Origin of the sequence: Roseovarius sp. A46 (assembly GCF_004126395.1) — a bacterium.
In the GTDB taxonomy this organism is placed as follows: Bacteria; Pseudomonadota; Alphaproteobacteria; order Rhodobacterales; family Rhodobacteraceae; genus Roseovarius; species Roseovarius nitratireducens.
This window is the reverse complement of record NZ_PVWS01000012.1, coordinates 14,559-40,206: the sequence shown is the minus strand read 5'-3', so window position 1 is coordinate 40,206 and position 25,648 is coordinate 14,559. Positions and strand designations below refer to the sequence as shown.

Sequence of the window (25,648 nt, the reverse complement as noted above, 5' to 3'; positions counted from 1 at the left end):
CCTCGATTCCGCGCATTGGCACCACGACCTGAACGACCGCTCCAGGCCAATCCCGGCGTGTCGCACCACTCATTCCCCCTGACGCCGCGCCGGCCTTGACGGCGCGCCCGTCCGACGCCACGACCGCGGATATGTACGCCATCTCGCTCACCTCGATCCCGCCGCGCTACCCGCACCTCGGCCCGGTCCTGGCCAGCCTGCTCGCCCAACGCCCGGCGCCTGCCCGCGTGATCCTCGCCCTGCCCGATGTCCCTGCGCGCTTTGCCGCCGCGCCGCCGCCGGACACGCCCGATGGGGTCGAGACATGGCTCCTGCCCCGCGACGAGGGTCCGGCCACCAAGGCGCTGCCCGCCGCGCGCGCGCTGACGGGCCATATCGACCGGCTGATCTATTGCGACGATGACTGGCTCATGCCCCCCGGCTGGGCCGCCGCCCTGCTCGACGCCACCACCGACCGCCACGCCGCCGCCGCCGCCGGCTTCGGCCTCGACCGGCTCAAACGGCACGGCCACCGCGCCCCCGCTCCCGGCCTCACCGATATCGCGCAGGGTTTCGCCGGGGTCTGCATTCGCCCCGAATGGCTCGCCGGTCCGGGTTGCATTCCGCCGCCTGCCGCGTGGCCTGTCGACGATATCTGGCTCTCGGCCCAGCTTGCCCGGCAGGGCATCGGCATCCGCCTCGCCCCTGCCGCGCGCACGGGCATGCGCCATGCCTTCGACGACGCCCACGCCCTGCAAGACGCGGTCATCGACGGGCGCGACCGCCCCGCCGCCAACCGCGCCTGCATGGACGAGATCACCGCGCGCTACGGCCTCTGGCCGCCCGCGCCCTGAGCCGCCGCCAGCACCGCCCGCGCCGCCCGGCCCTCGATATCGGCGTAGCCTGCCGCCACGGCGCGCGCCCGCGCCAGCGCCTCCGCCCGTGCGGCGAAATCCGCCTCCGACATTGCCGCCACCGCGCGCTGCACGTCCTCCAGCCCGTCGCAGACCACCATCGCGCCGATGTCGAAGAACCGCCCGATATCCGGCGCGCCCCAGTAGATCGGCACCGTCCCGCACAGCAGCGCATCCACCAGCTTCTCGCTGAAATAGCCCGGCTCGCGCACGTTCTCGATCACCACCGAGTAGCGGTAGGGCGCCAGCCCCTCGGCCTTCTCGCTGAACGGGCGGTATCCCATCCCCATGACCTCGACATCCGCGCGCGCCTCGCGCGCCCAGTCCACCACCGCGTGGCGCAGCCGGTGCCCCGGTTGCGACCGCTTGGCCGAGGCGATCAGCGAACACATCGCGCGCTTCTCGCACGACACATCGCGCCAGTGCGGCACCCAGGAGCCCCCCATCGGAAACTCGACCGCGTTCGGCAGCGCCGCGATCAGGCCCGGGTCGCCGGTCAGCACACGAAAAAACCGCCGGTGGCTGAATAGCTGCAAGAGCCGCATGTGATGGCCGTGGATCGCGCGCGGCTCACGGAACAGCAGCGATACCCGCGCCCGCGTGCCGAAACCGGGGCGCAGGTGCAGCGTGTTGCGCGGCGGCACGATCAGGTGATCGTCGCGGTCCAGATCGCCCAGCACCCCGCCCTCGATGCCCGCCGGCACGCCCAGCGGCCAGCCGAGAGACGCCAGAGGCAGGCGCGCAGGCGTCACGCCCAGCGCCTGCCCATATGGCAGGATTGCAACCCTCGGGGAAGTCACGCGTGCTGTCCTTTCCGGCCCCCATGTTCCCGCCTCTTAGGCGCAAAGGGCCGGGCAAGGCAATCAGTGAACGGCGACCGGCTCCATGTCGTTCTGCCGCGCGAGGAAATAGGCCAACTTGCGGTCCGCCACCAGCGCCAGCCGCTCTCCCTCGGTGCTGTGCACCGCGTAGAGCGTCTTGTGGTTACCGACCTGCGCACGCATCTCCTCGGGCAGATCATCCGCCTTCACGGTGCGCACATAGACGATGGGCCGCCCGGCGCTCGTGTCGAAGTCGGTGTCGAAATCGTATTTCGTGTCCATGATCGCTTACCCCTTTGTGATCCTGACCCGCTGCACGACCGGTTCCGGCTCGATGCGCCGCAGATCGACATGCAGCAGTCCGTTTTCGATGATCGCCTCGCCCACCTCGACGCCGTCGGCCAGCACGAAAGAGCGCTGGAACTGACGCGCCGCGATGCCGCGATGGAGGAACACGCGCTCCGCGTTCCCGTCCGCCTGCCGCCCGCGAATGACCAGTTGGCGGTCCTCCACGGTGATCGACAGATCATCCTCCGAGAACCCCGCCACGGCCAGCGTGATGCGATAGGAATTGGGCGAAGTCTGCTCGATGTTGAAGGGCGGATAGCCCTCGTTGCCGGATTTGGCACTGCGTTCCAGCAGCCGCTCAAGCTGCTCGAAACCCAGAAGGTAGGGGTGCGACCCCAGTGAAAGCTTTGTCATCGACACGTCCTTGGCTAAGCGACCGTCCATTTCGCCGGGCCCCGCAACGGCGACCCGACGAGCAAAATATGGGGGCGGAACCCGCCCCGCGCAAGCCCTTTGCGAACCCGCCCGGATCGGCTATTCTATGCGCCCGGCATCAAGAGAGGACCCGCTTGCCATGAACGCCTATAGCGACCTTTCGATGAAAACCGACGAGGTCCTGCGCGTCGAGCTGGAAGAGTTCCGCCGCGAACACGCCGATCTCGACGCGGCCATCCGCGCGCTTCAGGAACGGCCCACCGCCGACCAGCTCACCCTGCAACGGTTCAAGAAGAAAAAGCTCTGGCTGCGCGACACGATCGCCCGGATAGAGGACCGGCTCTACCCCGACATCATTGCGTAACCCCCCGTCATGGGTATAGTGCGCGCTCCAAATCAGGGGGCGCGAATGACAGGCGTGAAGATCGGCATCATCATGGGCAGCCAGTCCGACTGGCCCACCATGCGCGAGGCGGCACAGATACTCGACGATCTGGGCGTGGCCTACGAGACGCGCATCGTCTCGGCGCATCGCACCCCCGACCGGCTCTGGGACTATGGCCGCGATGCCGTCGGGCGCGGGCTCAAGGCGATCATCGCCGGTGCGGGCGGGGCGGCGCATCTGCCCGGCATGATGGCGTCCAAGACCCGCGTGCCGGTGATCGGCGTGCCGATTCAGACCCGCGCGCTCTCAGGGCTCGACAGCCTCTACTCCATCGTGCAGATGCCCCGCGGCTACCCCGTGGCAACGATGGCCATCGGCGCGGCCGGCGCGGCCAATGCCGGGCTGATGGCCGCCGCGATTCTCGCCAATGAGGATGCCGCGCTGGCCCAGCGTCTCGACGACTGGCGCGCCGCGCTTTCTGCCTCGATCCCCGAAGAGCCCCGCGATGAGTGATCCCCACGCCTCCCTCGCCCCCGGCGCCACCATCGGCATCCTGGGCGGTGGCCAGCTTGGCCGGATGCTCTCGGTCGCGGCCGCCCGGCTCGGCTTCAAGACCTGCATCTTCGAGCCTGCCGCCGACTGCCCGGCCAGCCACGTCGCGAATGTCCACTTCAAGGCCCCCTACGAGGACGAGGACGCCCTGCGCGCCTTTGCCGCCGCCTGCGATGTCGTCACCTTCGAGTTCGAGAACATCCCCGCCGCCGCGCTCGACCTGCTTTCCGGTCTCGCGCCCGTGCGCCCGGGCCGCCGCGCCCTCAAGGTCAGCCAGGACCGGCTCGTGGAAAAGGCCGCGCTCACCGATCTCGGCCTCGCCACCGCCCCCTTTGCCGCCGTGGACGATGCCGAGGACCTCGCCGAGGCGCTGGCAGAAATCGGCGCGCCGGGCATCCTCAAGACCCGCCGCTTCGGCTATGATGGCAAGGGGCAGGTGCGCATCGACACCCCCGAAGGCGCCGCCGCCGCGCTAGAGGAAATGGCCGGTCAGCCGGCCATCTACGAGGGGTTCGTCGCCTTCTCGCACGAGGTCTCGGTGATCGCCGCGCGCGGTCTCTCGGGCGAGGTCGCCTGTTATGACCCCGGCGAGAACGTGCACGAGGATGGCATCCTGCGCCGCACCACCGTGCCCGCGCGCCTCTCTGCGGCACAGCGCGCCGACGCCGCGCTGCTCGCGGGGCGCATCCTCAACGCGCTCGATTACGTCGGCGTCATGGGGGTAGAGCTTTTCGTCACGCCCGAGGCGCTCCTCGTCAACGAGATCGCACCGCGGGTGCACAATTCCGGCCACTGGACGCAGGCGGGCTGTGCCGTCGACCAGTTCGAGCAGCACATCCGCGCGGTGGCCGGCCTGCCGCTCGGCGATGGCAGCCGCCACGCCGACGCGGAGATGGAGAACCTCATCGGTTCGGATATCGACCGCCTGCCCGACCTGCTGCGCGACCCGCGCGCGGCGATCCACCTCTACGGCAAGGCCGAGGCCCGCCCCGGTCGCAAGATGGGCCATGTCAACCGCGTGACAGGCGCGGCGGGGTAGAGCATGTTGCTCAAAAGTGGGAACCGGTTTTGAGCTTCTTGAACATGCAAAATCAAGCAGTTAACGTGTCGCGTGAATGCGAATGATCGCGACACGCTAACAGGCGTCACAGCCACCAGCGCGGTCGGTCGTGACGCGCCAGCCAGCCACCGACGCTGAAGTGATCGCGCCGGATCAGCAGCACCAGCGCGATGAATGCCCCCAGCACCGCCAGGTCGATCACCTGGTTGCGATTCACCGGAAAGCCCCGGTCATTGAGCGCGAAGGGATCGACAAACCCCTCCCAGCGGCGGGTGACGGTAAAGACATGCATCACCAGCAGGCTGCCATAGCTCAGATACCGCAGCACCCCGAGCGCCACCAGCGCGCACAGCGCGATCTGCACCCAGCCGCCCAGCATGACCTGGCCCACGCTCACCTCGACCCCGTCGAAATGCCGCGCAAGGTTCTGGTACTGCTTGGGCGTGATGATCTTGTGCGCCGCCCACAAAAAGATGAACCATGCCAGCCCCAGCCGCAGGATCAGCAGCGCCAGTCCATCCAGCTTGTCCTGCGGGCTCAGGCGGGTGGCATCCATGGTGATCCGGCTCCGTCGCGTGGTTTGCTGCACCAAGGGCTAGCCGCCCCGGCGTATGCGCGCAAATCACAGCTTGGCGATGGTTTGTGTCAGCCGCCATGCGCCGCGCGGCTGTCCCCGGGGGCCTCTGCGCGCTCGAACTTGCCATAGTCGCGAATCACGCTCACCACCCGCAAGCGGTAATCGTCGAACATCACCTCGCGGCCCGCCTTCTGCGCGCCGCGATGCGCCTCCAGTTGCCGCCACTGCGCGACCGCGGCCTCGTCCTCCCAGAACGACAGCGACAAGAGCTTGCCGGGCTGCGTGAGGCTCTGGAACCGCTCGACGCTGATGAAGCCCGGCACCGCCTCGGCCAGGGGCCGCATCTTCGCCGCCACTTCCAGGTAGGGGTCGGTCTGTCCCTCGCCGGGGATCACCTCGAATATCACCGCGATCATCGTATTTGCCTCCCTTGGCTTGCGCGCACGGGGGGGCACCGTGCGCTCCCGGGGTCGAACCTCGCGGTTCGCGCGCTGAACCGCAAGGTTCGTGAAATCGCCATCAGACCAGATTGCGCGCCGGCTAGGTCCAGTCTACCATTCTCGCATGGCGATCCCTGTCGAAACCTTTTTCCTCGCTCCCGACGCCGAGGGCACGCTGCAGGCGCAGATCCGGCAGATGATCGCGCAAGGAATCCTGTCAGGCCGGTTCCGCAAGGGAGAAAAGCTCCCCTCTTCGCGCCGTCTCGCCGCGCATCTTGGCGTCAGCCGTATCACCGTGACGTTCGCGCTGACCGAGTTGCAGGCCAGCGATTACCTCGAAAGCCGCGATAGGTCCGGCTACTATGTCTCTGAAAACGCACCAGAACCTCCGGCCTTCGCCGATCCCGTCCCGCGCAGCGAGACGATCGACTGGACCCGCGCGCTGGGGCGGCGCTACAGCGATGGTGACACCCCGGAAAAGCCGCTCGACTGGGCGCGCTACCCCTTTCCGTTCATCTATGGCCAGACCGATCCGCAGCTATTCGACCACGCCAACTGGCGGCAATGCGCGCTGCGGGCGCTGGGGGCGCGGGATTTCCACGCGCTGAGCGCCGACCACTACGACCGCGACGATCCCAAACTCGTCGAGTTCATCGCGCGCCACATCCTGCCACGCCGCGGAATTCTCGCCCAACCCTCTGAAATCCTTATAACAATGGGGGCGCAAAACGCGCTCTGGCTGGCCGCGCAGGTGCTGCTGACGCAGCGCCGAACCGCGGTGATCGAGAACCCGTGCTACCACGCGCTGCGCGACATCCTCACCCAATCGCGTTGTCACCTCCACCCTGTGAAAGTGGATCGTGACGGCCTGCCCCCCGAGGCGCTGCCGCGCCACGCCGACGTGATCTTCACCACGCCCAGCCACCAGTCGCCCACCAACGCCACCATGCCGCTCGACCGCCGCCGCGCGCTGCTCGCGCAGGCCGCCGAGCGCGAGGCGCTCATCGTCGAGGATGATTACGAGTTCGAGATGGCCTTTCTCCACCCCCCTCTCCCGGCGCTCAAGTCGCTCGATACGGAAGGTAGGGTCATCTACGTGGGCTCTTTTTCCAAGTCGGTTTTCCCAGGGTTGCGCCTTGGCTATCTCGTTGGATCAAAAGCGTTTATCCGAGAGGCGCGGGCGCTGCGCGCCTCGGTTTTGCGGCATCCGCCGGGCCTGATGCAGCGCACCGCCGCCTATTTCCTCAGCCTCGGCCACTACGACAGCCTGATCCGCCGCATGGCGCGGGTGTTCGCCGGTCGGCGAGAGGTGATGGAGACGGCACTCGCGGCGCACGGGCTCGACATCGCCGGGCGCGGCGCATTCGGCGGCTCGTCGATCTGGATGCAGGCCCCCCGCGACGTGGACACCTCGCGTCTTGACGCCCGGCTGCGGGCGCGGGGCGTGCTCATCGAGCCGGGCGCACCGTTCTTCCACGGGCCGGATCGCCCGAACAATTTCTACCGACTGGCCTATTCCTCGATCCCGTCCGATCGCATCGCCGAGGGGATCGGACGGCTGGCCGCTGAATTGGACATCTGGCCAGGCCACGGGGCGGTCCTTCCAGAGTGACATTTATCATCTTAGAATCAATAGATTATCAAAGGATGAACATCTTCCTTCTCGATTTGCTTGAACAATAAACTCGATTAATGATACTTCTGTTCTCAATAATTTACTATCTTGGTCATAGCTGACGCCTCAATCTGGCCCTACTCGGCCTGCCGTCTCCCGGCTAGGGTCCGCATGACCGGACATGCCTCGCGCGCCACCCGCGCCCCAGCCCCAAGGAGCCCCCAATGAAGATGACCACCGAAGAAGCCTTTGTAAAAACCCTGCAACGGCATGGAATCAAACATGCTTTCGGCATCATCGGATCGGCCATGATGCCGATCTCGGACCTGTTCCCGCGCGCCGGGATCACCTTCTGGGATTGCGCCCACGAGGGTAGCGCCGGGATGATGGCCGATGGCTACACCCGCGCCTGTGGCGAGATGTCGATGATGATCGCGCAGAACGGCCCCGGCATCACCAATTTCGTCACCGCCGTGAAAACCGCCTACTGGAATCACACCCCGCTGCTGCTGGTCACCCCGCAGGCCGCTAACAAGACCATCGGCCAGGGCGGCTTTCAGGAGGTCGAGCAGATGAAACTGTTCGAGGACATGGTCGCCTACCAAGAGGAAGTGCGCGATCCCTCCCGGGTGGTCGAGGTGCTCAACCGCGTGATCCTCAAGGCAAAACGCGCCTCCGCCCCCGCCCAGATCAACGTGCCGCGTGATTTCTGGACGCAAGTGGTGGATATCGACCTGCCCGACGCGCTGGAATTCGAGCGCCCCTCCGGCGGCGAAACCGCGATTGCCGAAGCGGCCGCCCTGCTGAGCGACGCGAAATTCCCCGTCATCCTCAACGGCGCGGGCGTGGTGCTGGCGGATGGCATCGACGCCTCGCGCAAGTTGGCCGAGCGGCTGGATGCTCCGGTCTGCGTGGGCTATCAGCACAACGACGCCTTCCCCGGCTCTCACCCGCTTTTCGCCGGGCCGCTGGGCTATAACGGCTCCAAGGCGGGGATGGAGCTGATCTCCAAGGCCGATGTCGTGCTCTGCCTCGGCACGCGGCTCAACCCGTTCTCGACCCTGCCGGGCTACGGCATCGACTACTGGCCCAAGGACGCGAAAATCATCCAGGTCGATCTCAACCCAGACCGCATCGGCCTGACCAAGAAGGTCACCGTCGGCATCGTCGGCGATGCAAAGAAGGTCGCCGAGGGCATCCTCGCGCGCCTCTCCGACACCGCGGGAGATACCGACCGAGATGGACGCAAGGCACTGATCGCAAACACAAAATCCACTTGGGCGCAGCAGCTTTCCTCGATGGATCACGAGGATGACGACCCCGGCACCACCTGGAACGAGCGCGCCCGCGCCGACAAACCCGACTGGATGAGCCCGCGCATGGCGTGGCGCGCCATTCAGGCTGCTCTGCCCAAGGAGGCGATCATATCGTCGGATATTGGCAACAACTGTGCCATCGGCAACGCCTACCCCTCCTTCGAGGAAGGGCGCAAGTACCTCGCCCCCGGCCTGTTCGGTCCCTGCGGCTATGGCCTGCCCGCCATCGTCGGCGCCAAGATTGCCTGCCGGGACGTGCCGGTGGTCGGCTTTGCCGGTGACGGGGCCTTCGGCATCGCGGTCAACGAACTCACCGCCATCGGCCGCGAGGAATGGCCGCCGGTGACCCAGATCGTTTTCCGCAACTACCAGTGGGGCGCGGAAAAGCGCAACTCGACCCTGTGGTTCCATGACAATTTCGTCGGCACCGAGCTTGACGAGAAGGTCAGTTATGCAGGAATCGCAAAGGCATGCGGCCTCAAGGGCGTGCAGGTCAAGACGATGGATGCCCTCACCGACGCGCTCGACCAGGCGATCAAGGACCAGATGGAAAACAACACCACGACCCTGATCGAGGTGCTGCTCAACCAGGAACTGGGCGAGCCGTTCCGCCGCGACGCGATGAAAGAGCCCGTCGCCGTGGCCGGGATAGACCCCGCCGACATGCGCGCACAGCAGGTCTGAGCCGATGACGGACCCGGCAAGCGGTGATCTCGTACTGGTCCTGAATGCCGGGTCCTCGTCGATCAAGCTCGCCGTCTTTGACGGCGGGCTTGCAGAACGGCTGAGCGGTATCGCTGACGGTATCGGCGGCGCGGGCCTGCTAAAGATCGGCGGGAATGCCTCCGCACATGCCCTGCCCGATCACGCATCGGCCCTGGAATCCATCCTCCAAGAGCTTGATAATCATGGATTTCCCCTTGCCCGCTTTCGCGCCGCAGCGCATCGCGTGGTGCATGGCGGCACCGAGCTGACGGCGCCGGTGCGCGTCACCCCCGACACCATCGCCGCCATCGACCGGTGCGCTGCCCTCGCACCCCTGCACAACCCCCACAACCTCGCCGCCATCGAGACGCTGGCGCGCCTCGCCCCTGGCGTCCCACAGACCGCCAGCTTCGACACCGCGTTCCACGCCACCAACCCCGAGGTTGCCCTGCGCTATGCCGTGGCGCCCGAGATCGAAGCGCGCGGCATTCGCCGCTACGGCTTTCACGGCACGTCCTACGCCTCGGTGGTGCGCACCATGCCGGGGATCAGTGGCGGAGCCCTGCCCGCGCGGCTACTGGCGTTTCACCTCGGCAACGGGGCCTCAATCTGCGCCATCCGCGACGGCAGATCAGTCGCCACAACCATGGGATACTCGCCGCTCAGTGGGCTCACCATGGGCACCCGCACGGGCGAGATCGACGGCAACGCCGTACTGCGCCTGGCCGAAGAGGACGGGATTGCAGGCACTCATGAATTGCTGAACAAGAACAGCGGGTTACTCGGGCTATCTGGTGGGCATTCGGACATGCGCGCGCTGCTTGGCGACGACAGCGACGAGAGCCGCTTCGCCATCGACCATTTCTGCTACTGGGCCGTCCGCCACGCGGGCTCGCTCGTCGCCGCGATGGAGGGGCTCGACGCCGTGGCCTTCACCGGCGGCATCGGCGAGAACGCAGCCCCCATTCGTGCGCGTATCATGGCCGGGCTGGGCTGGCTCGGGTTGCGGGCGGACATGGCGGCCAACGACACCGGCAGACTGCGCCTGCACGCGCCGGATTCGGCGATCGCAGCCTGGATCGTCCCGGCGCAGGAGGAACGCATGATCGCCGCCGACGCGCTGGCGCTGCTCGACACATCCGCATGATGAAAACGAAACGCTGTGCCGCCAGTTTCAGAAAGAGCGAAACGCATGTTCACGGAACGCGAAGATTGCAGAATACGGGTCGCACCGGCCCGCAGCCTGGCCTAACGTCGGGCCAAGGGAGGACAGGCCGCCAATGACACAGCAACCCCGTATCGACACGTCTCCGCACGTCTCCGACGAGGTGCGCAAGACCACCTGCTACATGTGCGCCTGCCGCTGCGGGATCAACGTGCACATGAAGGGTGGCAAGGTGGCCTATATCGAGGGAAACCGCGATCACCCCGTCAACAAGGGTGTGCTCTGCGCCAAGGGCTCCGCAGGAATCATGCAGGTCAACGCCCCCTCCCGCCTTCGCGCGCCGCTTAAACGTGTGGGCCCCCGCGGATCGGGTGAGTTCGAGGAAATTTCCTGGGACGAGGCCTTGCAGATCGCCTGCGACTGGCTGGAGCCGATCCGCAAGACCGATCCGTCCAAGCTCGCCTTCTTCACCGGGCGCGATCAGAGCCAGAGCTTCACCGGCTACTGGGCGCAGAATTTCGGCACGCCGAATTTCGCGGCGCATGGCGGCTTCTGCTCGGTCAACATGGCCGCCGGGGGCATCTACACGATGGGCGGCGCGTTCTGGGAATTCGGCCAGCCGGATTGGGACCACACCAAGCTCTTCATGCTGTTCGGCGTGGCCGAGGATCACGACAGCAACCCGATCAAGATGGGCATCGGCAAGATCAAGGCGCGCGGCGCGCGGGTGATCGGGGTGAACCCGATCCGCTCGGGCTATAACGCCGTGGCCGACGATTGGGTGGGTATCACGCCGGGCACCGATGGCCTCTTCGTCCTGTCGCTGATCCACGAATTGATGCGCGCGGGCAAGATCGACCTCGACTACCTCGCCCGCTACACCAACGCCCCGGTTCTGGTGAATGCAGACCCGGACTCGCCCGAGCATGGGCTCTTCCTACGCGATACCGACGGGAAACCGACAGTCATCGACCGCGACACCGGCAAGCTCACGGCCTTTGATACCCCCGGCGTGCGCCCCGATCTCGGCGCCACCCACGAGGTCGATGGCATCACGCATCGCCCGGTGATGCACCTGATGGCCGAGCGTTATCTCGATCCCCAATACGCCCCCGAGGCGGTGGCAGAGCGCTGTGGCGTCACCCCCGACAAGATCCGCCGCATCGCCGCCGAGATCGCCCGCGTGGCATTCGAGGAGGAAATCACCCTCGATCACGAATGGACCGATTTCCGCGGCGAGACGCACAAGACCATGACCGGCCGCCCGGTCAGCTTCCACGCCATGCGCGGAATATCCGCCCATTCCAATGGCTTCCAGACGGCCCGCGCGCTTCATGTGCTGCAGATCATCCTCGGCACGGTCGAGGTGCCCGGCGGCTTCCGCTTCAAGCCGCCCTACCCCAAGCCGGTCAGCGCCCACCCCACGCCGCATTGCAAGAGCGCCCCGAACAGCCCGCTCGACGGCCCGCATCTGGGATTTGTCCGTGGTCCCGAAGACCTCGCGCTCAAGGAGGATGGCACCCCCGCCCGCATCGACAAGGCGTTTACCTGGGAAAACCCGATGTCGGCCCACGGGCTGATGCACATGGTCATCTCCAACGCCCATGCCGGCGATCCCTACAAGATCGACACGCTGTTCATGTACATGGCCAACATGTCATGGAATTCCTCGATGAACACGCGCGGCGTGATGGAGATGCTGACCGACACCGATGAGAATGGCGACTATGTCATTCCGCGCATCATCTATTCGGATGCCTACAGTTCCGAAATGGTCGCCTATGCCGACCTGATCCTGCCCGACACCACCTATCTGGAGCGGCACGACTGCATCTCGCTGCTCGACCGCCCGATCTGCGAGGCGGATGCCGCAGCGGACGCGATCCGCTGGCCGGTGGTAGAGCCTGACCGTGACGTGCGCGGCTTTCAGACGGTGCTGGTGCAACTGGCCAACAAGCTGAAATTGCCGGGCTTTACAACCGAGGACGGCACGCCGCGCTACCGCGATTACGCCGATTACATCGTCAACCACGAACGCAAGCCGGGCATCGGCCCGCTCGCGGGCTTTCGCGGCGATGGCGCGGATGTGGGTCGCGGCGCGCCCAACCCCGCACAGCTTGACCGCTATATCGAGAATGGCGGCTTCTTCGTCAGCCACATTCCCGAGGGCGCAAATTACTACAAGCCGTGGAACATGGCCTACCAGGACTGGGCCGTGGGAATGGGCATTTTCGACACGCCCCAACCCTACATCTTCGACCTTTACGCCGAACCGATGCGCCGCTTCCAGCTCGCCGCCGAAGGTTACGGCGACCGCCAGCCACCCGATCACCTGCGCGACCGGATCAAATCCACCATGGACCCGCTGCCGATCTGGTATCCGCCGCTCGAAGATGACAGCATCGACACCGAAGAATTCCCCATCCACGCCCTGACGCAACGTCCGATGGCGATGTATCACTCCTGGGGCACACAGAACGCGTGGCTTCGCCAGATCCACGGTGAAAACCCGCTCTACCTGCCGACGAAACTGTGGGAGAAACACGGGTTCCGCGACGGCGACTGGGCGCGCGTCACCTCGGCGCATGGCGAGATCACCGTGCCGGTGGCGCACATGGCGGCACTCAACGAGAACACCGTCTGGACCTGGAACGCCATCGGCAAGCGCAAGGGCGCCTGGGCGCTCTCCGAGGATGCCCCCGAGGCCACCCGCGGCTTTCTGCTCAACCACCTCATCCACGAGCTGCTGCCCGAGAAGGGCGATGGCCTGCGCTGGTCCAACTCCGATCCGATCACTGGTCAGGCGGCGTGGTTCGACCTGCGGGTAAGGATCGAGAAGGTCCAAGCGCCGACAGAGTCGCAACCGGCCTTCGCCCCGGTCAAATCGCCGGTGGGGCAAGGCCCCGATCACCTGGAATGGAAGGTCGAGAAATGAGCGGCAAGACACTGACGTTGCTCGCAATTCTGGCCTTTGTCGCCTTTGGCATCGGCTCTTTCATCTGGTTCATCGCCACATGGGACAAGACCCGCGAAGCGCCGATGAGCACCCGACCCCACACCGTTGAGGAGCGCGCCGCATGACAACGCTTCCCGAAACCACGACCCGGAAACTCGGTCTCGTGATCGACCTAGACACCTGCGTCGGCTGTCATGCCTGCGTGGTGTCCTGCAAGGGCTGGAACACGGAGAATTACGGCGCGCCGCTCAGCGATCAAGAGCCCTACGGCGCCGATCCCTCCGGCACCTTCCTCAACCGCGTGCACAGCTACGAGGTGCAGCCCCTGGCGACCTCCGCGATGCCGCATCCCGCCGCGCAACTCGTGCACTTCCCCAAGTCCTGCCTGCATTGCGAGGATGCGCCCTGCGTCACCGTCTGCCCCACTGGCGCGAGCTACAAACGGGTGGAGGACGGGATCGTGCTCGTGAACGAGAGCGATTGCATCGGCTGCGGGCTCTGCGCCTGGGCCTGCCCCTACGGCGCGCGGGAAATGGACGCCGCCGAGGGCGTGATGAAGAAATGCACCCTCTGCGTCGACCGAATCTACAACGACAACCTACCCGAGGAGGACCGCGTGCCCGCCTGCGTGCGCACCTGCCCGGCGGGTGCGCGGCATTTCGGCGATCTGGGCGACCCCGATAGCGACGTATCCAAACTGGTGGCCGAACGCGGCGGGATGGATCTCATGCCCGAACAGGGCACCAAACCCGTAAACCAGTACCTGCCGCCGCGCCCGCGCGACACGCTCGACGAGGTCGACGTTCTGGCCCCCCTGCTCGACCCCGTGGCCGAGGAACCCAAGGGCTTCCTCGGCTGGCTCGACCGCACACTGGAAAGGCTCTGACATGCACCCCGCTCGTTCCGTCATCGCCTTCACCACTCTCTCCGGCGCCGGGTTCGGCCTGTTGTTCTGGCTGGGCCTCGGCCTGCCCGACGTCACCGGCTGGGTGGCCTTCGTCTTCTTCGCCGTGGGCTATGCGCTCGCAGCGGGCGGGCTACTGGCCTCGACCTTCCACCTCGGCCATCCCGAGCGCGCGTGGAAGGCGTTCAGCCAGTGGCGGTCGAGCTGGCTCTCGCGCGAAGGCGTGGCCTCGGTGGCCGCGCTCGTGGTCATGGGCGTCTACGGCGCGGCGCTGATTTTTCTGGACACGCGGATCGCGCCTCTCGGCTGGCTGGGGGCGGTGCTGGCGCTGGCCACGGTGTACACGACCTCGATGATCTACGCGCAACTGCGCACCGTGCCGCGCTGGAAGACGCCGCTCACCCCGGCGCTGTTCATTGCCGTCTCGCTCTCGGGCGGGGCGCTGCTGGCCGGGCAGGCGACCGCCGCGATGGCGCTGTTGGCGGTGGCGGGGCTGGTGCAGGTGTTGTGGTGGATGCGCGGCGACGGCGCGCTGGCCGCGAGCGGCACCGACATGGCCACGGCCACCGGGCTGGGCGGGATCGGCCACGTCCGCGCCTTCGCCCCGCCGCATACCGGCAGCAATTACCTGCTGCGCGAATTCGTCTTCGTGGTGGGGCGCAAGCACGCCGCGAAACTGCGGATAATCGCGCTTGCGCTCGGCTATGCCCTGCCGCTCGTGCTGCTGGCGCTGCCGTTCAGCCACGCCGCGGCGGCTCTGGCCGCGATCAGCCACATTGTCGGCATCGCCGTGTCGCGCTGGCTGTTCTTCGCCGAGGCCGAGCACGTCGTCGGGCTCTATTACGGGGCACGCTGACCGCTTAGTCCGCGGCCTCGCGCCATTCGCCGCCCTCGGGCGCGCCGCGGCGCGCCCAGAACCGGTTCCAGCGCACGCGGATCGCCCACCCCAGCGCGGCGAGCAGCGTCAGGACAACGATGTTGAACCACGGCACGATCCGCGCGTCCGGCCCCTCGACCGGCCAGAGCGAGATCGCGTTGGGATAGATCGACAGGAACTCGTTGCGCCAGCCGTAATGACGGATCGCCACCCATTGCGCGGTCTCCGCCGACTTCTTCGACATCATGTCCGAGGCCTCGGCCTGCAAATTCGACGTGTCGAACTTGAAATAGGGCGGCCAGCCCCAGCCGGTATCCTCGTTGCGATAGATCATCGGGTCGTCATCGGTCAGGAAGGTCTGGATGAAGAACACGTCGCGCTCGGTAGCCGTGGGATCCTCGCCGGTATCGGCGTTCGACCAGAACAGCGCGTTATCGCCGGGATTGACCCGCTTTTCATAGGTGTCGGTGATCCGCGCAATATCATGTTGCGGCAGCGTGTAGTGCAGAAAGGCCAGCACCACGATCCAGAAGATCGCCCTGAAGCCCCATTTCACATAGACCATCGCGCGGCCTCCTCAGTTGAAATTCGTGAACCAGATGATGGCCGCCACCGCCGTCACCGGCAGAATGAAAACCAGCCACAAGAGCCTGCGCCGCAAGGACCGCTCGTATTGCGCCATTCCCTCCTCGATATAGGCCTCGCGGTTGCCCGGACGGCCCGCCGCTTCCCAGTCGCGCTCCATTCGTTCGCGATGGGCCGCACGAAAATACCATGACAGGCCCAGATAGAGCGCGGCAAGGGCGATCCCTCCGAAGATCAGCAGGCGCATCAGCGCGATCATGGCCCCTCTCCCGCCGCCAGTCTTGAAAACTACACCACTTGACGTAAACTCGCGATGTCGCGGCGGCAAGTTTCCGGCATCAGACACCCTTTTGCATGTATTATGGAGCGTTCGCAAATGACACGTTTTTCGCTGGCGACTGCGGCCCTTGTGATCGGTTTCGGCCTGCCAGCTACCGCCGACGAGATATCGGAAACGCTGCAAAGCGCGCGCGACGCCTACGAGGCCGGCGATACCACCTATGCGCTCGAAGAACTCGACTATGCGCGCCAGCTTCTGCTCGCCCTCAAGACCGACGCGCTCGCGGGTTTCCTGCCCGACGCGCCCGAGGGCTGGACCCGCGAGATCAACACCGAGATGAACGCCGGGCTCGCCATGATGGGCGGCGGCACCGGGGCCGAGGCCACCTATGCGGGCGACGGCAAGCGCATGACCATCACCATCATGGCCGACAACCCGATGGTGGGTGCCATGTCCGGCATGATCGCCAACGCAGCCATGTACGGCGCCCGGGTCGAGCGCGTTGGGCGCGAGAAATTCATGATCAAGGACGGCGAAATGACGGGGCTCGTGGCGAACCGCTTTCTCGTCAAGGCCAACGGTGCCACCCCCGAAGAGATGATTGCACTTGTCGAGCAGATCGACTTTCGCGCGCTCAGGGGCTTCGGGCTATAGCCCCGCCATCCGCGCCGCGATCCAACAGCAGAGGAGAAAGACCAATGTGTGACGCCTGTATCATCAACGCGGTCAAGGACAGGATGCTGTCGCGGCGCGGCTTCTTCACGGCGGCGGCCACTGCCGGCGCGGGGGCGGCGCTCGCACCTCTCGGCGCGCCCGCCGCTCTTGCTCACGGGCACGGCGCGGTCGAGGACCTGACCCATGCCTATGACGCCGATTTTCCCACCTATTTCGGCGCGCCCGGCATCTCGACCGAGCAGAACTTCAACTTCGAAGAGCACGGCTTCAACCTGCTGACGCTCACCGTCAACGAGCACACCGGCACCCATGTCGATGCGCCGCTGCACTTCTCCGCCGATGGCGCGTCGGTGGACGAGATACCCGTGGGTAACCTCGTGGCCCCGCTCTGCGTGGTCGATATCGCCGCCCGCGCCGCCGACGATGCCGACGCGCAGGTCACGCCCGACGACCTGAAGGCGTGGATCGCGGCAAATGGCCCGATCCCGGACGGCGCCTGCGTGGCCCTCCATTCGGGCTGGGCCGCCAAGACGGGCAGCGACGCATTCCGTGGCTTCGACGGCGAGGCGCAGCACTACCCGGGCTTTCATGTCGAGGCCGCGCAGATGCTGATCGAAGAGACCGGCGCGCGCTCCATCGCGTCGGACACGCTCTCGCTCGATCACGGGCCTTCGGCGGATTTCGCCACGCATTACGCCTGGCTGCCCACGGGCCGCTTCGGGATCGAATGCCTGGCGGGTCTCGACAAGGTTCCTGCGGCTGGGGCCACCATCGTGATCGGCGCGCCCAAGCATCGCGGCGGCACCGGCGGCCCGGCGCGGATTTTCGCGCTGGTCTGAGGCGCGCGCCTCAGACCATGTCCGGCGGGGTCGCCTCGCCGGCCAACTCCGGCACGATCTCGTCGAGGGCAACGGTGCGCGTCGCCTTCTCTCCCAGACGGCGCAGCGAGACGCTGCGCTCCTCGACCTCGCGCATCCCGCAGGCGAGGATCACCGGCACCTTGCCGACGGAATGCTCGCGCACCTTGTAGTTGATCTTCTCGTTGCGAGTATCGGCCTCGGCGCGCACGCCGCGCGCGCGCAGATCTTCGACCACCTCTTGCACGTAATCATCGGCATCCGACACGATCGAGGCGACCACCACCTGCCGAGGCGCGAGCCAGAAGGGCAGCCGCCCGGCATGTTCCTCTATCAGGATGCCGATGAAGCGCTCGAAGCTGCCAAGGCAGGCACGGTGCAGCATGTAGGGCCGGTGCTTGGCCCCGTCCTGCGCGATATAGCTCGCGTCCAGCCGCTCGGGCAGGTTCGGGTCCACCTGGAAGGTGCCGCATTGCCACACCCGGCCAATTGCGTCGGTGAGGTAGAAGTCCAGCTTCGGCCCGTAGAACGCGCCATCCCCCGGCTCCAGCGTGTAATCACGGCCCACGGCCTTGATCGCATTTTCCAGCGCGCCTTCGACATAGTCCCAGCTCTCATCCGTCCCGACACGTTTCTCGGGGCGGGTGGCGAAACGAATCTCGAATTCAGGGAAACCAAGCTCGCGGTAGATATCCGCAAGGAAGTCGATGAACCGCGCGCACTCCTCCTGGATCTGCTCCTCGGTGCAGAAGATATGCGCGTCGTCCTGCGTGAAGCCGCGCACACGCATGATCCCGTGCAGTGCGCCCGACGGCTCGAACCGCGCACATGATCCGAACTCGGCCAGCCGCAGCGGCAGGTCGCGATAAGACTTCAGACCCTGGTTGAACACCTGAACGTGGCAGGGGCAGTTCATCGGCTTCAGCGCGTTGATCCGCGTCTGCGACTTGTTCTTCACCGCCGCGTCGTCGTTTTCGCCGTCGCGGCTTTCGTCCACCTCGACCACGAACATGTGGTGCTGGTACTTGTCCCAGTGGCCCGAGGCCTCCCACAGCTTGCGGTCTACGACCTGCGGCGTGTTGATCTCGCGATAACCACCGGCGCGCTGCTTGCGGCGCATGTAATCCTGCAACTCGGTGTAGATGGTCCAGCCGTTGGGGTGCCAGAAAACCTGGCCCGGCGCTTCCTCCTGCATGTGAAACAGGTCCATCTCGCGGCCAAGGCGGCGGTGGTCGCGGCGCTCGGCTTCTTCGAGGAAATTGAGATACGCCTTGAGCTTGTCGCGGGTCTGAAAGGCGACGCCGTAGATGCGTTGCAGCATCGGGCGGCTGCTATCGCCGCGCCAATACGCACCGGCCACGCTCATCAGCTTGAAGGCGTCGGCGGGCACCTGCCCGGTATGTTGCAGATGCGGGCCACGGCACAGGTCCTGCCAGTGCCCGTGCCAGTACATGCGCAGCGGCTCGTCGCCCGGGATAGCCTCGACCAGTTCCACCTTGTAGGGCTCGCCCGTCTGCTCGTAATGCGCGATCGCGCGGGCACGCTCCCAGACCTCGGTGGTCACCGGATCGCGCGCGTTGATGATCTCGCGCATCTTGGCCTCGATCCGGCTCAGGTCCTCGGGCGTGAACGGCTCGGCGCGGTCGAAATCGTAATACCAGCCATTCTCGATCACCGGGCCGATGGTGACCTTCACATCGGGCCAGATCTCCTGCACCGCGCGGGCCATGATATGGGCGAGGTCATGGCGGATGAGTTCGAGCGCGGGGCCCTCGTCCTTCATCGTGTTGATACCGATCGCGGCGTCGCGCGGGATCGGCCATTGCAGGTCCCAGTGCTGCCCGTCGACATGGGCTGAAATGGCCTTTTTCGCCAGCGACACCGAGATATCGGTCGCCACCTCGGCGGGGGTCACACCAGCGGGGTAGCTGCGCGCATTGCCATCGGGAAAGGTGAGGGAAATATCGGCCATGTCACGGCTCCTCGTCGGTTTGGCGCCCACGGAACGCCCGGTTGCGGGTATTTCGCCGCCTCATGCCCGCATCCGCCGCCGAGGTCAAGGGGGAGAAGGTGCACGACGGTATGCGACCGTATATCGCAACCTATTGACGCAGTTCAAAAAATCCAGTGGACATGTCGCGAATGCTGCCTTAAGTGCCGCTTACAGGTCGCGCAACAATATTGCGCTGCGACCGCACAGCCGCGGCGCGGCAAGGCAGAGGAGACACCGGACATGCCGGGATATAACGAGACATTCGAACTCTCCGTCGAAGACATGGACCTGATCGAGACCGCGCTGCGACAGACCAAGGCCGACCTGTCGGCGCGCACGCTCACCGATCCGGTGCAACATGACAAGACCGCCGACGCCCTGCCCGAGGCAGACGAGACCCTGCGCCGCATCCACGACCTGCTCGGACGGCTGCACAATCAGAAGGTGTTTTACCGGCCGCGCAAAGGCGCCTATATCGGCGGCTGAACACGGGCGAAATCCGGTTTGCACGGGCGCGGGCACCGGTGCATGATCCCTGCGGCAGGGCAAGGGAGGATGCGATGCCAGAACCATCATGGCACGAAACCGGAGCGGGCCGCCGCCTCGCCCATCACCGGCTGGCCGGGGCTGGGCCGGGGATCGTCTTTCTCGGCGGATTCAAGTCCGACATGGAGGGCACCAAGGCCCTCTGGCTCGAGGACTGGGCGCGGGCGCGGGGCCGTGCCTTCCTGCGCTTCGACTATTCCGGGCACGGGCAATCCTCGGGGGCGTTCACCGAAGGATGCATCGGCGACTGGGCAGAGGATGCCCGCGCGGTGCTCGACGCGCTGACCGAGGGGCCGCAGATCCTCGTGGGCTCGTCCATGGGCGGATGGATCGCGCTTCTGCTGGCGCGCGCCTGCCCCGAACGGGTGGCGGGCATGGTGGGTATCGCCGCCGCCCCCGATTTCACCGAGGTTTCGATGTGGGCCGGGTTTGACGAGTCCGACCGCCGCCGGATCATGGAGGAGGGGCAGATCGCGCTGCCCTCGGAGTATGGCGAACCCTACATCATCACCCGCCGCCTGATCGAGGACGGGCGCGATCACCTCGTCCTGCGCTCGCCGCTCGACCTGCCCTTCCCGGTTCGATTTCTGCAAGGCACCGCCGATGAAGATGTGGATAAATCCGTTGCCTTGCGGCTATTGGACCACGCCACCGGGCCGGACATGCGGCTGACACTGGTCCGCGGGGCAGATCACCGCTTTTCCGATCCCGATTGCCTGGGGCTCATCGGCGCGGCGCTGGACGAGGTGAGCGCGCGGGCGGACGCGGGATGATACGCTGGCTGCTGCGCGCGCTCCTGGCGCTCGCGTTGCTCCTCGCGGCGGGGCTCATCCTCGCCCCGCGCGAACCGGTGGAGATGCCGCCGCCCGTCGACGAAGGCAGGCTCGACGGTGGCGTGGATGCCTATCTCGCGGCGCGCGAGGCGCGATATGACGACATCCGCCCCGACAGCCACAAGCGTGTGATCTGGACGGGCGCGCCCGAGACGCGCACACCGCTCGCCATCGTCTACCTGCACGGCTTCTCCGCCTCGAGCCAGGAAATCCGCCCGGTGCCAGACATGGTGGCGCAGGCACTTGGGGCCAATCTCGTCTATGCCCGCTTCAGCGGCCACGGGCGCGACGGTGACGCGATGGCCGAGGCAACGGCGTCGGACTGGCTGGTGGATGCGGCCGAGGCGCTGGCGGTGGCGCGCGCGGTGGGCGACCGGGTGGTGATCCTCGCCACCTCGACCGGGGCCACGGTGGCCACGCTCGCCCTCGCCGACTCCGCTCTGCGTGAGGGGGTCGCGGGGGCGATCCTCGTCTCGCCCAATTTCGGGATCAACAACCCACTGGCCCCGCTGCTGACATGGCCGGGCGCGCGCTATTGGCTGCCGCTCGTGGCCGGGCAGCGGCGCCGCTTCGAGCCGCGCAACCCGGGGCAGGCGGCGGAATGGACCACCGAGTATCCCAGCACAGCGGTGTTTCCGATGGCGGCGCTGGTGGCACGCGCACGCGCGCTCGACCCGGCGACGGTCCCGGTGCCCGCGCTCTTCTACTACTCGGATGCGGACACGGTGGTGCGCCCAGACCTGACCGACAGCGTGCTGGCCCGCTGGGGCGGCCCTGCAACGCGCATCGCGCCGGTGCTGGCCGAAGGGGACGACCCGTTCGCACATGTGGTGGCGGGCAACATCATGTCACCCGGCAGTACCGCCCCCGCGGCAAAGGCGATGATCGCATGGATCGAGAAGAGCATCGCGCCTTAGCGCTTGCACGCGCCGCGGCGGCGGTGCCATGCTCGGCACAGGACGGGGGCAAGAGACCCCTGGAATCGGGGGGGTTTCGATGAGCGGTGATCCGGTCGTGTTTCTGCCCGGCATGATGTGCGACGCGCGACTCTTCGCACCGCAGATCGCCGAGCTGGGCCAGGACAGGGTGGTGTGCGTCGCGCCGATCACGCGCGGCGAGCGGATCGAGGAAATCGCCTCGGGGCTGCTCGATCACCTGCCGCCACGGTTCGCGCTGGCCGGGCTGTCGATGGGCGGAATCGTGGCGATGGAAATCCTGCGCCGCGCGCCAGATCGCGTGACGCGGATCGCGCTGATGGACACGAACGCACTGGCGGAGACACCGCACTCCTCCGCCGGGTACGAGCCGCTGGTGGCCAAGCTGCGCGCCGGGATGATCGTCGAGGCGGTCGAGATGGTGCTGGGTCAGGACGTCCTGGCACCCGGCGCAGGCCGGGTGGAGGTGCTGGCGCAGGTGATCGAGATGGCCGAGGCGCTCGGGCCTGACACGCTCGTGCGGCAGGTGCGCGCCCTGCAGCGGCGGCGCGACTACCAGGCAGTCCTGCGCCGTTGCCAGGTGCCGGCGCTGGTGCTGTGCGGGGCCGCCGATGGCCTGACCCCGCCACGGCGGCACGACTTCATGGCCGGGCTGATTCCGGGCGCAGAGCTGTGCGTGATCGACGGCGCCGGGCACCTGCCGGTGCTGGAGCAGCCAGCCGAGACCAATGCGGCGTTGCGCGGCTGGCTGACGAAGCCGCTGATGCTGCAACGACGCGCGGACGCCTGAGCGCCCGCCGGTTCAGCGCGCAGTGCTGGTCTGTTTCTGCGCCTTGTAGAGCTGGGTGTAATAGCCCCCCCGCGCAATCAGCTCATCGTGGCTGCCCTGCTCCACCAGCCGCCCCGCCTCGAGCACGAAAATGCAATCTGCATCGGTGATCGACGACAGCCGGTGCGCGACCACGATGGTCGTGCGCCCCTTGGTGAGCCGGGTGAGCGCGGCCTTGATCCGGGCCTCCGTCGCCTGATCGAGCGCGCTCGTCGCCTCGTCCAGAAGCAGGATCGGCGCATCCACGAGAAACGCGCGCGCGATGGCAATGCGCTGTTTCTGCCCGCCCGATAGCTGCGCGCCCTTGGGGCCCACAGGGGTGTCGCCGCGCGCACGGATCAGATCGGCGATCTCGGCATTCTCGGCGGCCTGCCATATCTCGGCGTCCTCAGCCACGGGGTTGACGTAGCGGATGTTCTCCCAGATCGAATTGTCGAAGATCACGATATCCTGCGCCACCACAGAGAACGCGGCGCGCAATGCGTCGAGCTCGAGCCGGTCAATAGGCGTGCCCCCGATGGAGATGCGCCCCCCCTGCACGTCATAGAGACGCGACAAGAGTGACAGCACCGTCGTCTTGCCCGACCCGGTGGCCCCCACGATGGCCGAAACGGTGCCCCCCTCGAAGCGCATGGACAGCCCGTCGAAGAGCGGATGATCGGCGCTGTAGCCAAAGCGCACGTCCTCGAGCACGATATCGCCGCCCATGTCGAAATCGGTGATCGCGTCCGGGGCGTCGACGATGGTGGGGTGTTCGTGGAACATGCGCCGCACGCGGTCGAGCTGCACGAGATGGGTGGGCAACAGGCCCAGGTACTGCGCCAGCAGTCGCGCCGGATCGAACACGAGCACCATGCCCAAAAGGAACGTGATGATCTCGGCCCCGTCCATGTCAAACCCGGAGCTGAGCACCATGTAGCCACCGCCGCCGATCACCAGCACGTAGACGAAAGCCGAGGAAAGGTCGATCGAGGGCATCACCAGCGCCTGCGTGCGCTGCACCTTGAGCGTGAGGTCGCGCATCAAGCCGGTGTCACCATCGAGCCGGTCGGTCTCGACCCGTTCCTGGCTCGCGATCTTGATCGTGCGCATGGCCGAGATCGTCTCTTCTAGCCGGTTCATGTAGTTGCCGAGCGCCGTCTCGGCCTCGCCCTGCACGCGCTTGACCCGCGCCGAAACGGCGTTCATCACCCAGATGATGAAGGGCAGAACCACGATCGCGGCCGCGAACAGCACCGGGTTCTTCCAGATCAGGTAGCCCGACACGATCACCACCGTCACCGCGTCGCGCACCGCGTTGGCCGTCCCCAGCCCCATGAAATGCCCGAGCGACTGCGTCTGCATCACGATCCGGTGGATCAACTCGCCCGAGCGCGTGCGCTCGAAATAGCTCAGGTCGAGGGTCATCAGGTGCGCGATCAGGTCGCGGCGCATTTCGTAGATGGCCGAATTGGACACCCAGACAGAGATACGGGGCACGAAATAGGCCATCGTGCCCCGCACCGTGAAGAGAAAGAACACCGCGGCGCAGACAAAGACGAGATCGCGGACCGAGCCGCTCTCGAAGATCACGCGCAGGCCGTCCTCGGTGATGGCGAGGAACTGTTGATAAACGACCCCCTGCACGAGGATCATGACCAGAACGAGCCCCAGCCACGGCGCGCGGCGGCGCAGGTAGAGACGCCAGAACCACCGCAGGTTGTCGCGGTCGGGTCCGGTGAGGAGGGGCGATCTGCCGTCCGGGTCGGGGGTGTTCATTCGGGGCGGTGCCGTCTAGCTGTGTCCTGCCCGCCTCATAGAGTGTTCAGGGGCCGAGGTCACCCCTTCACGGATAGGATGCTGGCAGGCCGAGCAATTCGTCAAGTTGACGGGCGATCCATCCGCGCGGGATGAAATGGCCGCGCGAATGCATGTCAAGCACAACGCGGCCGTCGTCACAATCCCATGTCGTGCGCGCGAATGTGTCGTGGTCGGTCACCGACCAGTCTCCGAGGCGTTTGCCCGGCCCTGCGCATCCCATCCGCCCGCGCCAGAGCCGGACCGGCCATGTCGTCTCGCCGTTGGGGCCAAAGGGAAAATCCATCACCGTATCCGAGGTGCCGTGGACATGGCGTACCTCCTGAGGGGCCTGCGCGCAGGTCTCGGATTGCCGCAAAGTGCCCGACACGGCCAGGAGCGCCGCCACCCCGTCACCGTTCTCGCACGCATAGCGCCACGCCATCGCCGATCCGTAGGAATAGCCCGAGACATAGATGCGGCTGCGGTCGATGGGATAGCGTTTCGCCGCGTCCTCGATCACCGCCGCGGCGAAGTCCACGTCATCGGTTCGGTCGGTCCAGAAATCCCATGTCTTGCCCTGCCCGTTGGGTGCCAGTAGCAGCACGCCGCGCCGCCGCGTCGCGCCGGAAATGCGGCCATGCTTGACGATCAACGTACCCTGCCGCATCCAGCCATGAAAATGCAGCAGCACCGGCAGCGGCGTCTTGCCGTCCCAGCCGTCGGGTTCCTTCACGTGGTAGGACCGGTCTCCAAGCGCGCAGGGCACCTCTGCGTGACAGCGCGGTGCGACCTGCCCCGCGGCAAGGGCGGGCGCAGGCGTGATGAGGGCCAGAAAAGCGATGGCAAGGGCGTGGCGCATGGGCGAACCGTCGTGTCGTGTCGCGATGCAACCTAAGAGCCGCTCATGAAATGTCATGTCACAAGCCCGTCAGCCCACGCGCGACAGGCGCCCGCCCGATCTAGAAATGCGATTTCGGCTCGTCCGGCTTGCCCGCCGCCAGCGCCAGCACGCCCGCAAGCCCCGCCATCCCGATGGGGAACATGGTGAACACGTTGAAGCCAAACGCATAATAGATCAGCCCCGCCGAAACGAGCAGCAAGAGACCCGCAGGCAGCGCGCGCACCTTCGCCATCGCGCCGCCCGCGATCGCCAGCAGCGGCGCCAGGAAACTCGCCGTGCGGATGAGTGAGGGATCGGCGACCTGATGGAGCAGCCCCTCGACCTCTCCGAATCGGTTCACCGCCTCGGTGTAGCCATAGCTGAAGAACCCCACGAGGACCGCGAGGCACCCGCCGATAATTCCCAGAACCGCTGCCGCGTTGCGCATGTTGTCTGCCTCTCATACC

At 66.4% G+C, this 25,648-nt stretch carries 28 protein-coding genes; 17 read left to right on the top strand and 11 right to left on the bottom strand.

Going from position 1 to position 25,648, the window contains the following annotated elements; genetic code table 11:
- Positions 1-131: 131 nt before the first annotated feature.
- Positions 132-833: a hypothetical protein gene (locus C6W92_RS08215; protein ID WP_129432519.1), complete on the top strand. Its 702-nt coding sequence runs from the start codon at positions 132-134 to the stop codon at positions 831-833.
- Here the strand turns inward: C6W92_RS08215 and C6W92_RS08210 are convergent.
- The 3 genes from C6W92_RS08210 to C6W92_RS08200 all read right to left on the bottom strand — a co-directional run bounded on the left by C6W92_RS08210 (position 806) and on the right by C6W92_RS08200 (position 2,416).
- Positions 806-1,693 carry a hypothetical protein gene (locus C6W92_RS08210; RefSeq protein ID WP_129432518.1) on the bottom strand — a complete coding sequence of 296 codons (888 nt, stop codon included), beginning with the start codon at positions 1,691-1,693 and terminating at the stop codon, positions 806-808. The genes C6W92_RS08215 and C6W92_RS08210 overlap by 28 nt on opposite strands.
- 63 nt (positions 1,694-1,756) lie before the next feature.
- Positions 1,757-1,996, bottom strand: a complete 240-nt coding sequence (locus C6W92_RS08205; RefSeq protein ID WP_129432517.1) for a DUF1150 family protein — start codon at positions 1,994-1,996, stop codon at positions 1,757-1,759.
- 6 nt (positions 1,997-2,002) lie between these two features.
- A complete protein-coding gene (locus C6W92_RS08200; RefSeq protein ID WP_129432516.1) occupies positions 2,003-2,416 on the bottom strand; it encodes an Hsp20 family protein in 414 nt (137 codons plus the stop codon).
- Positions 2,417-2,576: 160 nt separating this feature from the next.
- Here C6W92_RS08200 and C6W92_RS08195 point away from each other — a divergent pair, with 160 nt between their 5' ends.
- From C6W92_RS08195 to C6W92_RS08185, 3 genes are read left to right on the top strand one after another with little or no spacing between them, the layout of a single operon-like run.
- Complete coding sequence (locus tag C6W92_RS08195) at positions 2,577-2,801, top strand: DUF465 domain-containing protein (RefSeq protein WP_129432515.1); 225 nt, start codon at positions 2,577-2,579, stop codon at positions 2,799-2,801.
- A gap of 45 nt (positions 2,802-2,846) precedes the next feature.
- Entirely contained in the window at positions 2,847-3,335 is a 489-nt protein-coding gene (purE, locus tag C6W92_RS08190) for a 5-(carboxyamino)imidazole ribonucleotide mutase (protein ID WP_129432514.1), read from the top strand.
- Positions 3,328-4,413, top strand: coding sequence for a 5-(carboxyamino)imidazole ribonucleotide synthase (locus tag C6W92_RS08185; protein WP_129432513.1), 1,086 nt, complete (start codon positions 3,328-3,330; stop codon positions 4,411-4,413). The genes purE and C6W92_RS08185 overlap by 8 nt, the downstream gene beginning before the upstream one ends.
- Positions 4,414-4,519: 106 nt before the next feature.
- On the opposite strand, the gene C6W92_RS08180 is transcribed toward C6W92_RS08185, so the two are convergent.
- Entirely contained in the window at positions 4,520-4,990 is a 471-nt protein-coding gene (locus tag C6W92_RS08180; protein WP_104017664.1) for a hypothetical protein, read from the bottom strand.
- 89 nt (positions 4,991-5,079) lie between these two features.
- Positions 5,080-5,427, bottom strand: a complete 348-nt coding sequence (locus tag C6W92_RS08175) for an antibiotic biosynthesis monooxygenase (protein WP_104017665.1) — start codon at positions 5,425-5,427, stop codon at positions 5,080-5,082.
- Between the two features lie 148 nt (positions 5,428-5,575).
- On the opposite strand from C6W92_RS08175, the gene C6W92_RS08170 reads away from it, so the two are divergent.
- From C6W92_RS08170 to C6W92_RS08145, 7 genes are all read left to right on the top strand, one after another.
- Positions 5,576-7,063: a PLP-dependent aminotransferase family protein gene (locus tag C6W92_RS08170; protein WP_129432512.1), complete on the top strand. Its 1,488-nt coding sequence runs from the start codon at positions 5,576-5,578 to the stop codon at positions 7,061-7,063.
- A gap of 227 nt (positions 7,064-7,290) precedes the next feature.
- On the top strand, positions 7,291-9,066 hold the full coding sequence (gene xsc / locus C6W92_RS08165) for a sulfoacetaldehyde acetyltransferase (protein ID WP_129432511.1): 1,776 nt from the start codon (positions 7,291-7,293) through the stop codon (positions 9,064-9,066).
- A gap of 4 nt (positions 9,067-9,070) precedes the next feature.
- Entirely contained in the window at positions 9,071-10,234 is a 1,164-nt protein-coding gene (locus C6W92_RS08160) for an acetate/propionate family kinase (RefSeq protein ID WP_129432510.1), read from the top strand.
- Between the two features lie 133 nt (positions 10,235-10,367).
- Entirely contained in the window at positions 10,368-13,187 is a 2,820-nt protein-coding gene (locus tag C6W92_RS08155) for a molybdopterin oxidoreductase family protein (RefSeq protein WP_129432509.1), read from the top strand.
- Positions 13,184-13,333, top strand: coding sequence for a hypothetical protein (locus C6W92_RS17660; RefSeq protein WP_164989193.1), 150 nt, complete (start codon positions 13,184-13,186; stop codon positions 13,331-13,333). Before C6W92_RS08155 ends, C6W92_RS17660 begins: the two co-directional genes overlap by 4 nt.
- Complete coding sequence (locus tag C6W92_RS08150; protein WP_129432508.1) at positions 13,330-14,094, top strand: 4Fe-4S dicluster domain-containing protein; 765 nt, start codon at positions 13,330-13,332, stop codon at positions 14,092-14,094. Before C6W92_RS17660 ends, C6W92_RS08150 begins: the two co-directional genes overlap by 4 nt.
- A 1-nt stretch (position 14,095) precedes the next feature.
- Positions 14,096-14,968, top strand: coding sequence for a DmsC/YnfH family molybdoenzyme membrane anchor subunit (locus tag C6W92_RS08145; RefSeq protein ID WP_129432507.1), 873 nt, complete (start codon positions 14,096-14,098; stop codon positions 14,966-14,968).
- Positions 14,969-14,972: 4 nt separating this feature from the next.
- Here the strand turns inward: C6W92_RS08145 and C6W92_RS08140 are convergent, their stop codons facing one another.
- The gene (locus C6W92_RS08140; RefSeq protein ID WP_129432506.1) at positions 14,973-15,554 is read right to left on the bottom strand and encodes a DUF1523 family protein; all 582 of its coding nucleotides are present in this window, start codon (positions 15,552-15,554) and stop codon (positions 14,973-14,975) included.
- 12 nt (positions 15,555-15,566) lie between these two features.
- The gene (locus C6W92_RS08135) at positions 15,567-15,833 is read right to left on the bottom strand and encodes a hypothetical protein (RefSeq protein ID WP_129432505.1); all 267 of its coding nucleotides are present in this window, start codon (positions 15,831-15,833) and stop codon (positions 15,567-15,569) included.
- A gap of 117 nt (positions 15,834-15,950) precedes the next feature.
- On the opposite strand from C6W92_RS08135, the gene C6W92_RS08130 reads away from it, so the two are divergent.
- Entirely contained in the window at positions 15,951-16,508 is a 558-nt protein-coding gene (locus C6W92_RS08130) for a hypothetical protein (RefSeq protein WP_129432504.1), read from the top strand.
- A gap of 44 nt (positions 16,509-16,552) precedes the next feature.
- Positions 16,553-17,368 carry a cyclase family protein gene (locus C6W92_RS08125; RefSeq protein ID WP_129432503.1) on the top strand — a complete coding sequence of 272 codons (816 nt, stop codon included), beginning with the start codon at positions 16,553-16,555 and terminating at the stop codon, positions 17,366-17,368.
- Between the two features lie 10 nt (positions 17,369-17,378).
- On the opposite strand, the gene thrS is transcribed toward C6W92_RS08125, so the two are convergent.
- Positions 17,379-19,358: a threonine--tRNA ligase gene (gene thrS, locus C6W92_RS08120; RefSeq protein WP_129432502.1), complete on the bottom strand. Its 1,980-nt coding sequence runs from the start codon at positions 19,356-19,358 to the stop codon at positions 17,379-17,381.
- Between the two features lie 261 nt (positions 19,359-19,619).
- Between thrS and C6W92_RS08115 the strand changes: the two genes are divergently transcribed.
- From C6W92_RS08115 to C6W92_RS08100, 4 genes are all read left to right on the top strand, one after another.
- The gene (locus C6W92_RS08115; protein WP_129432501.1) at positions 19,620-19,865 is read left to right on the top strand and encodes a hypothetical protein; all 246 of its coding nucleotides are present in this window, start codon (positions 19,620-19,622) and stop codon (positions 19,863-19,865) included.
- 74 nt (positions 19,866-19,939) lie between these two features.
- Positions 19,940-20,698 (top strand): alpha/beta hydrolase, encoded by a 759-nt coding sequence (locus C6W92_RS08110; RefSeq protein ID WP_129432500.1) that lies wholly within the window; start codon positions 19,940-19,942, stop codon positions 20,696-20,698.
- Positions 20,695-21,675, top strand: coding sequence for an alpha/beta fold hydrolase (locus tag C6W92_RS08105; RefSeq protein WP_129432499.1), 981 nt, complete (start codon positions 20,695-20,697; stop codon positions 21,673-21,675). The genes C6W92_RS08110 and C6W92_RS08105 overlap by 4 nt, the downstream gene beginning before the upstream one ends.
- Before the next feature lie 79 nt (positions 21,676-21,754).
- Positions 21,755-22,483, top strand: a complete 729-nt coding sequence (locus C6W92_RS08100) for an alpha/beta fold hydrolase (RefSeq protein WP_129432498.1) — start codon at positions 21,755-21,757, stop codon at positions 22,481-22,483.
- A gap of 12 nt (positions 22,484-22,495) precedes the next feature.
- Here the strand turns inward: C6W92_RS08100 and C6W92_RS08095 are convergent, their stop codons facing one another.
- The 3 genes from C6W92_RS08095 to C6W92_RS08085 form a co-directional block, all read right to left on the bottom strand.
- On the bottom strand, positions 22,496-24,280 hold the full coding sequence (locus tag C6W92_RS08095) for an ABC transporter ATP-binding protein (RefSeq protein ID WP_129432497.1): 1,785 nt from the start codon (positions 24,278-24,280) through the stop codon (positions 22,496-22,498).
- 67 nt (positions 24,281-24,347) lie between these two features.
- Positions 24,348-25,160, bottom strand: a complete 813-nt coding sequence (locus C6W92_RS08090; RefSeq protein WP_129432496.1) for an alpha/beta fold hydrolase — start codon at positions 25,158-25,160, stop codon at positions 24,348-24,350.
- A 100-nt stretch (positions 25,161-25,260) separates the two neighbouring features.
- Complete coding sequence (locus C6W92_RS08085) at positions 25,261-25,629, bottom strand: hypothetical protein (protein ID WP_129432495.1); 369 nt, start codon at positions 25,627-25,629, stop codon at positions 25,261-25,263.
- Positions 25,630-25,648: the final 19 nt, after the last annotated feature.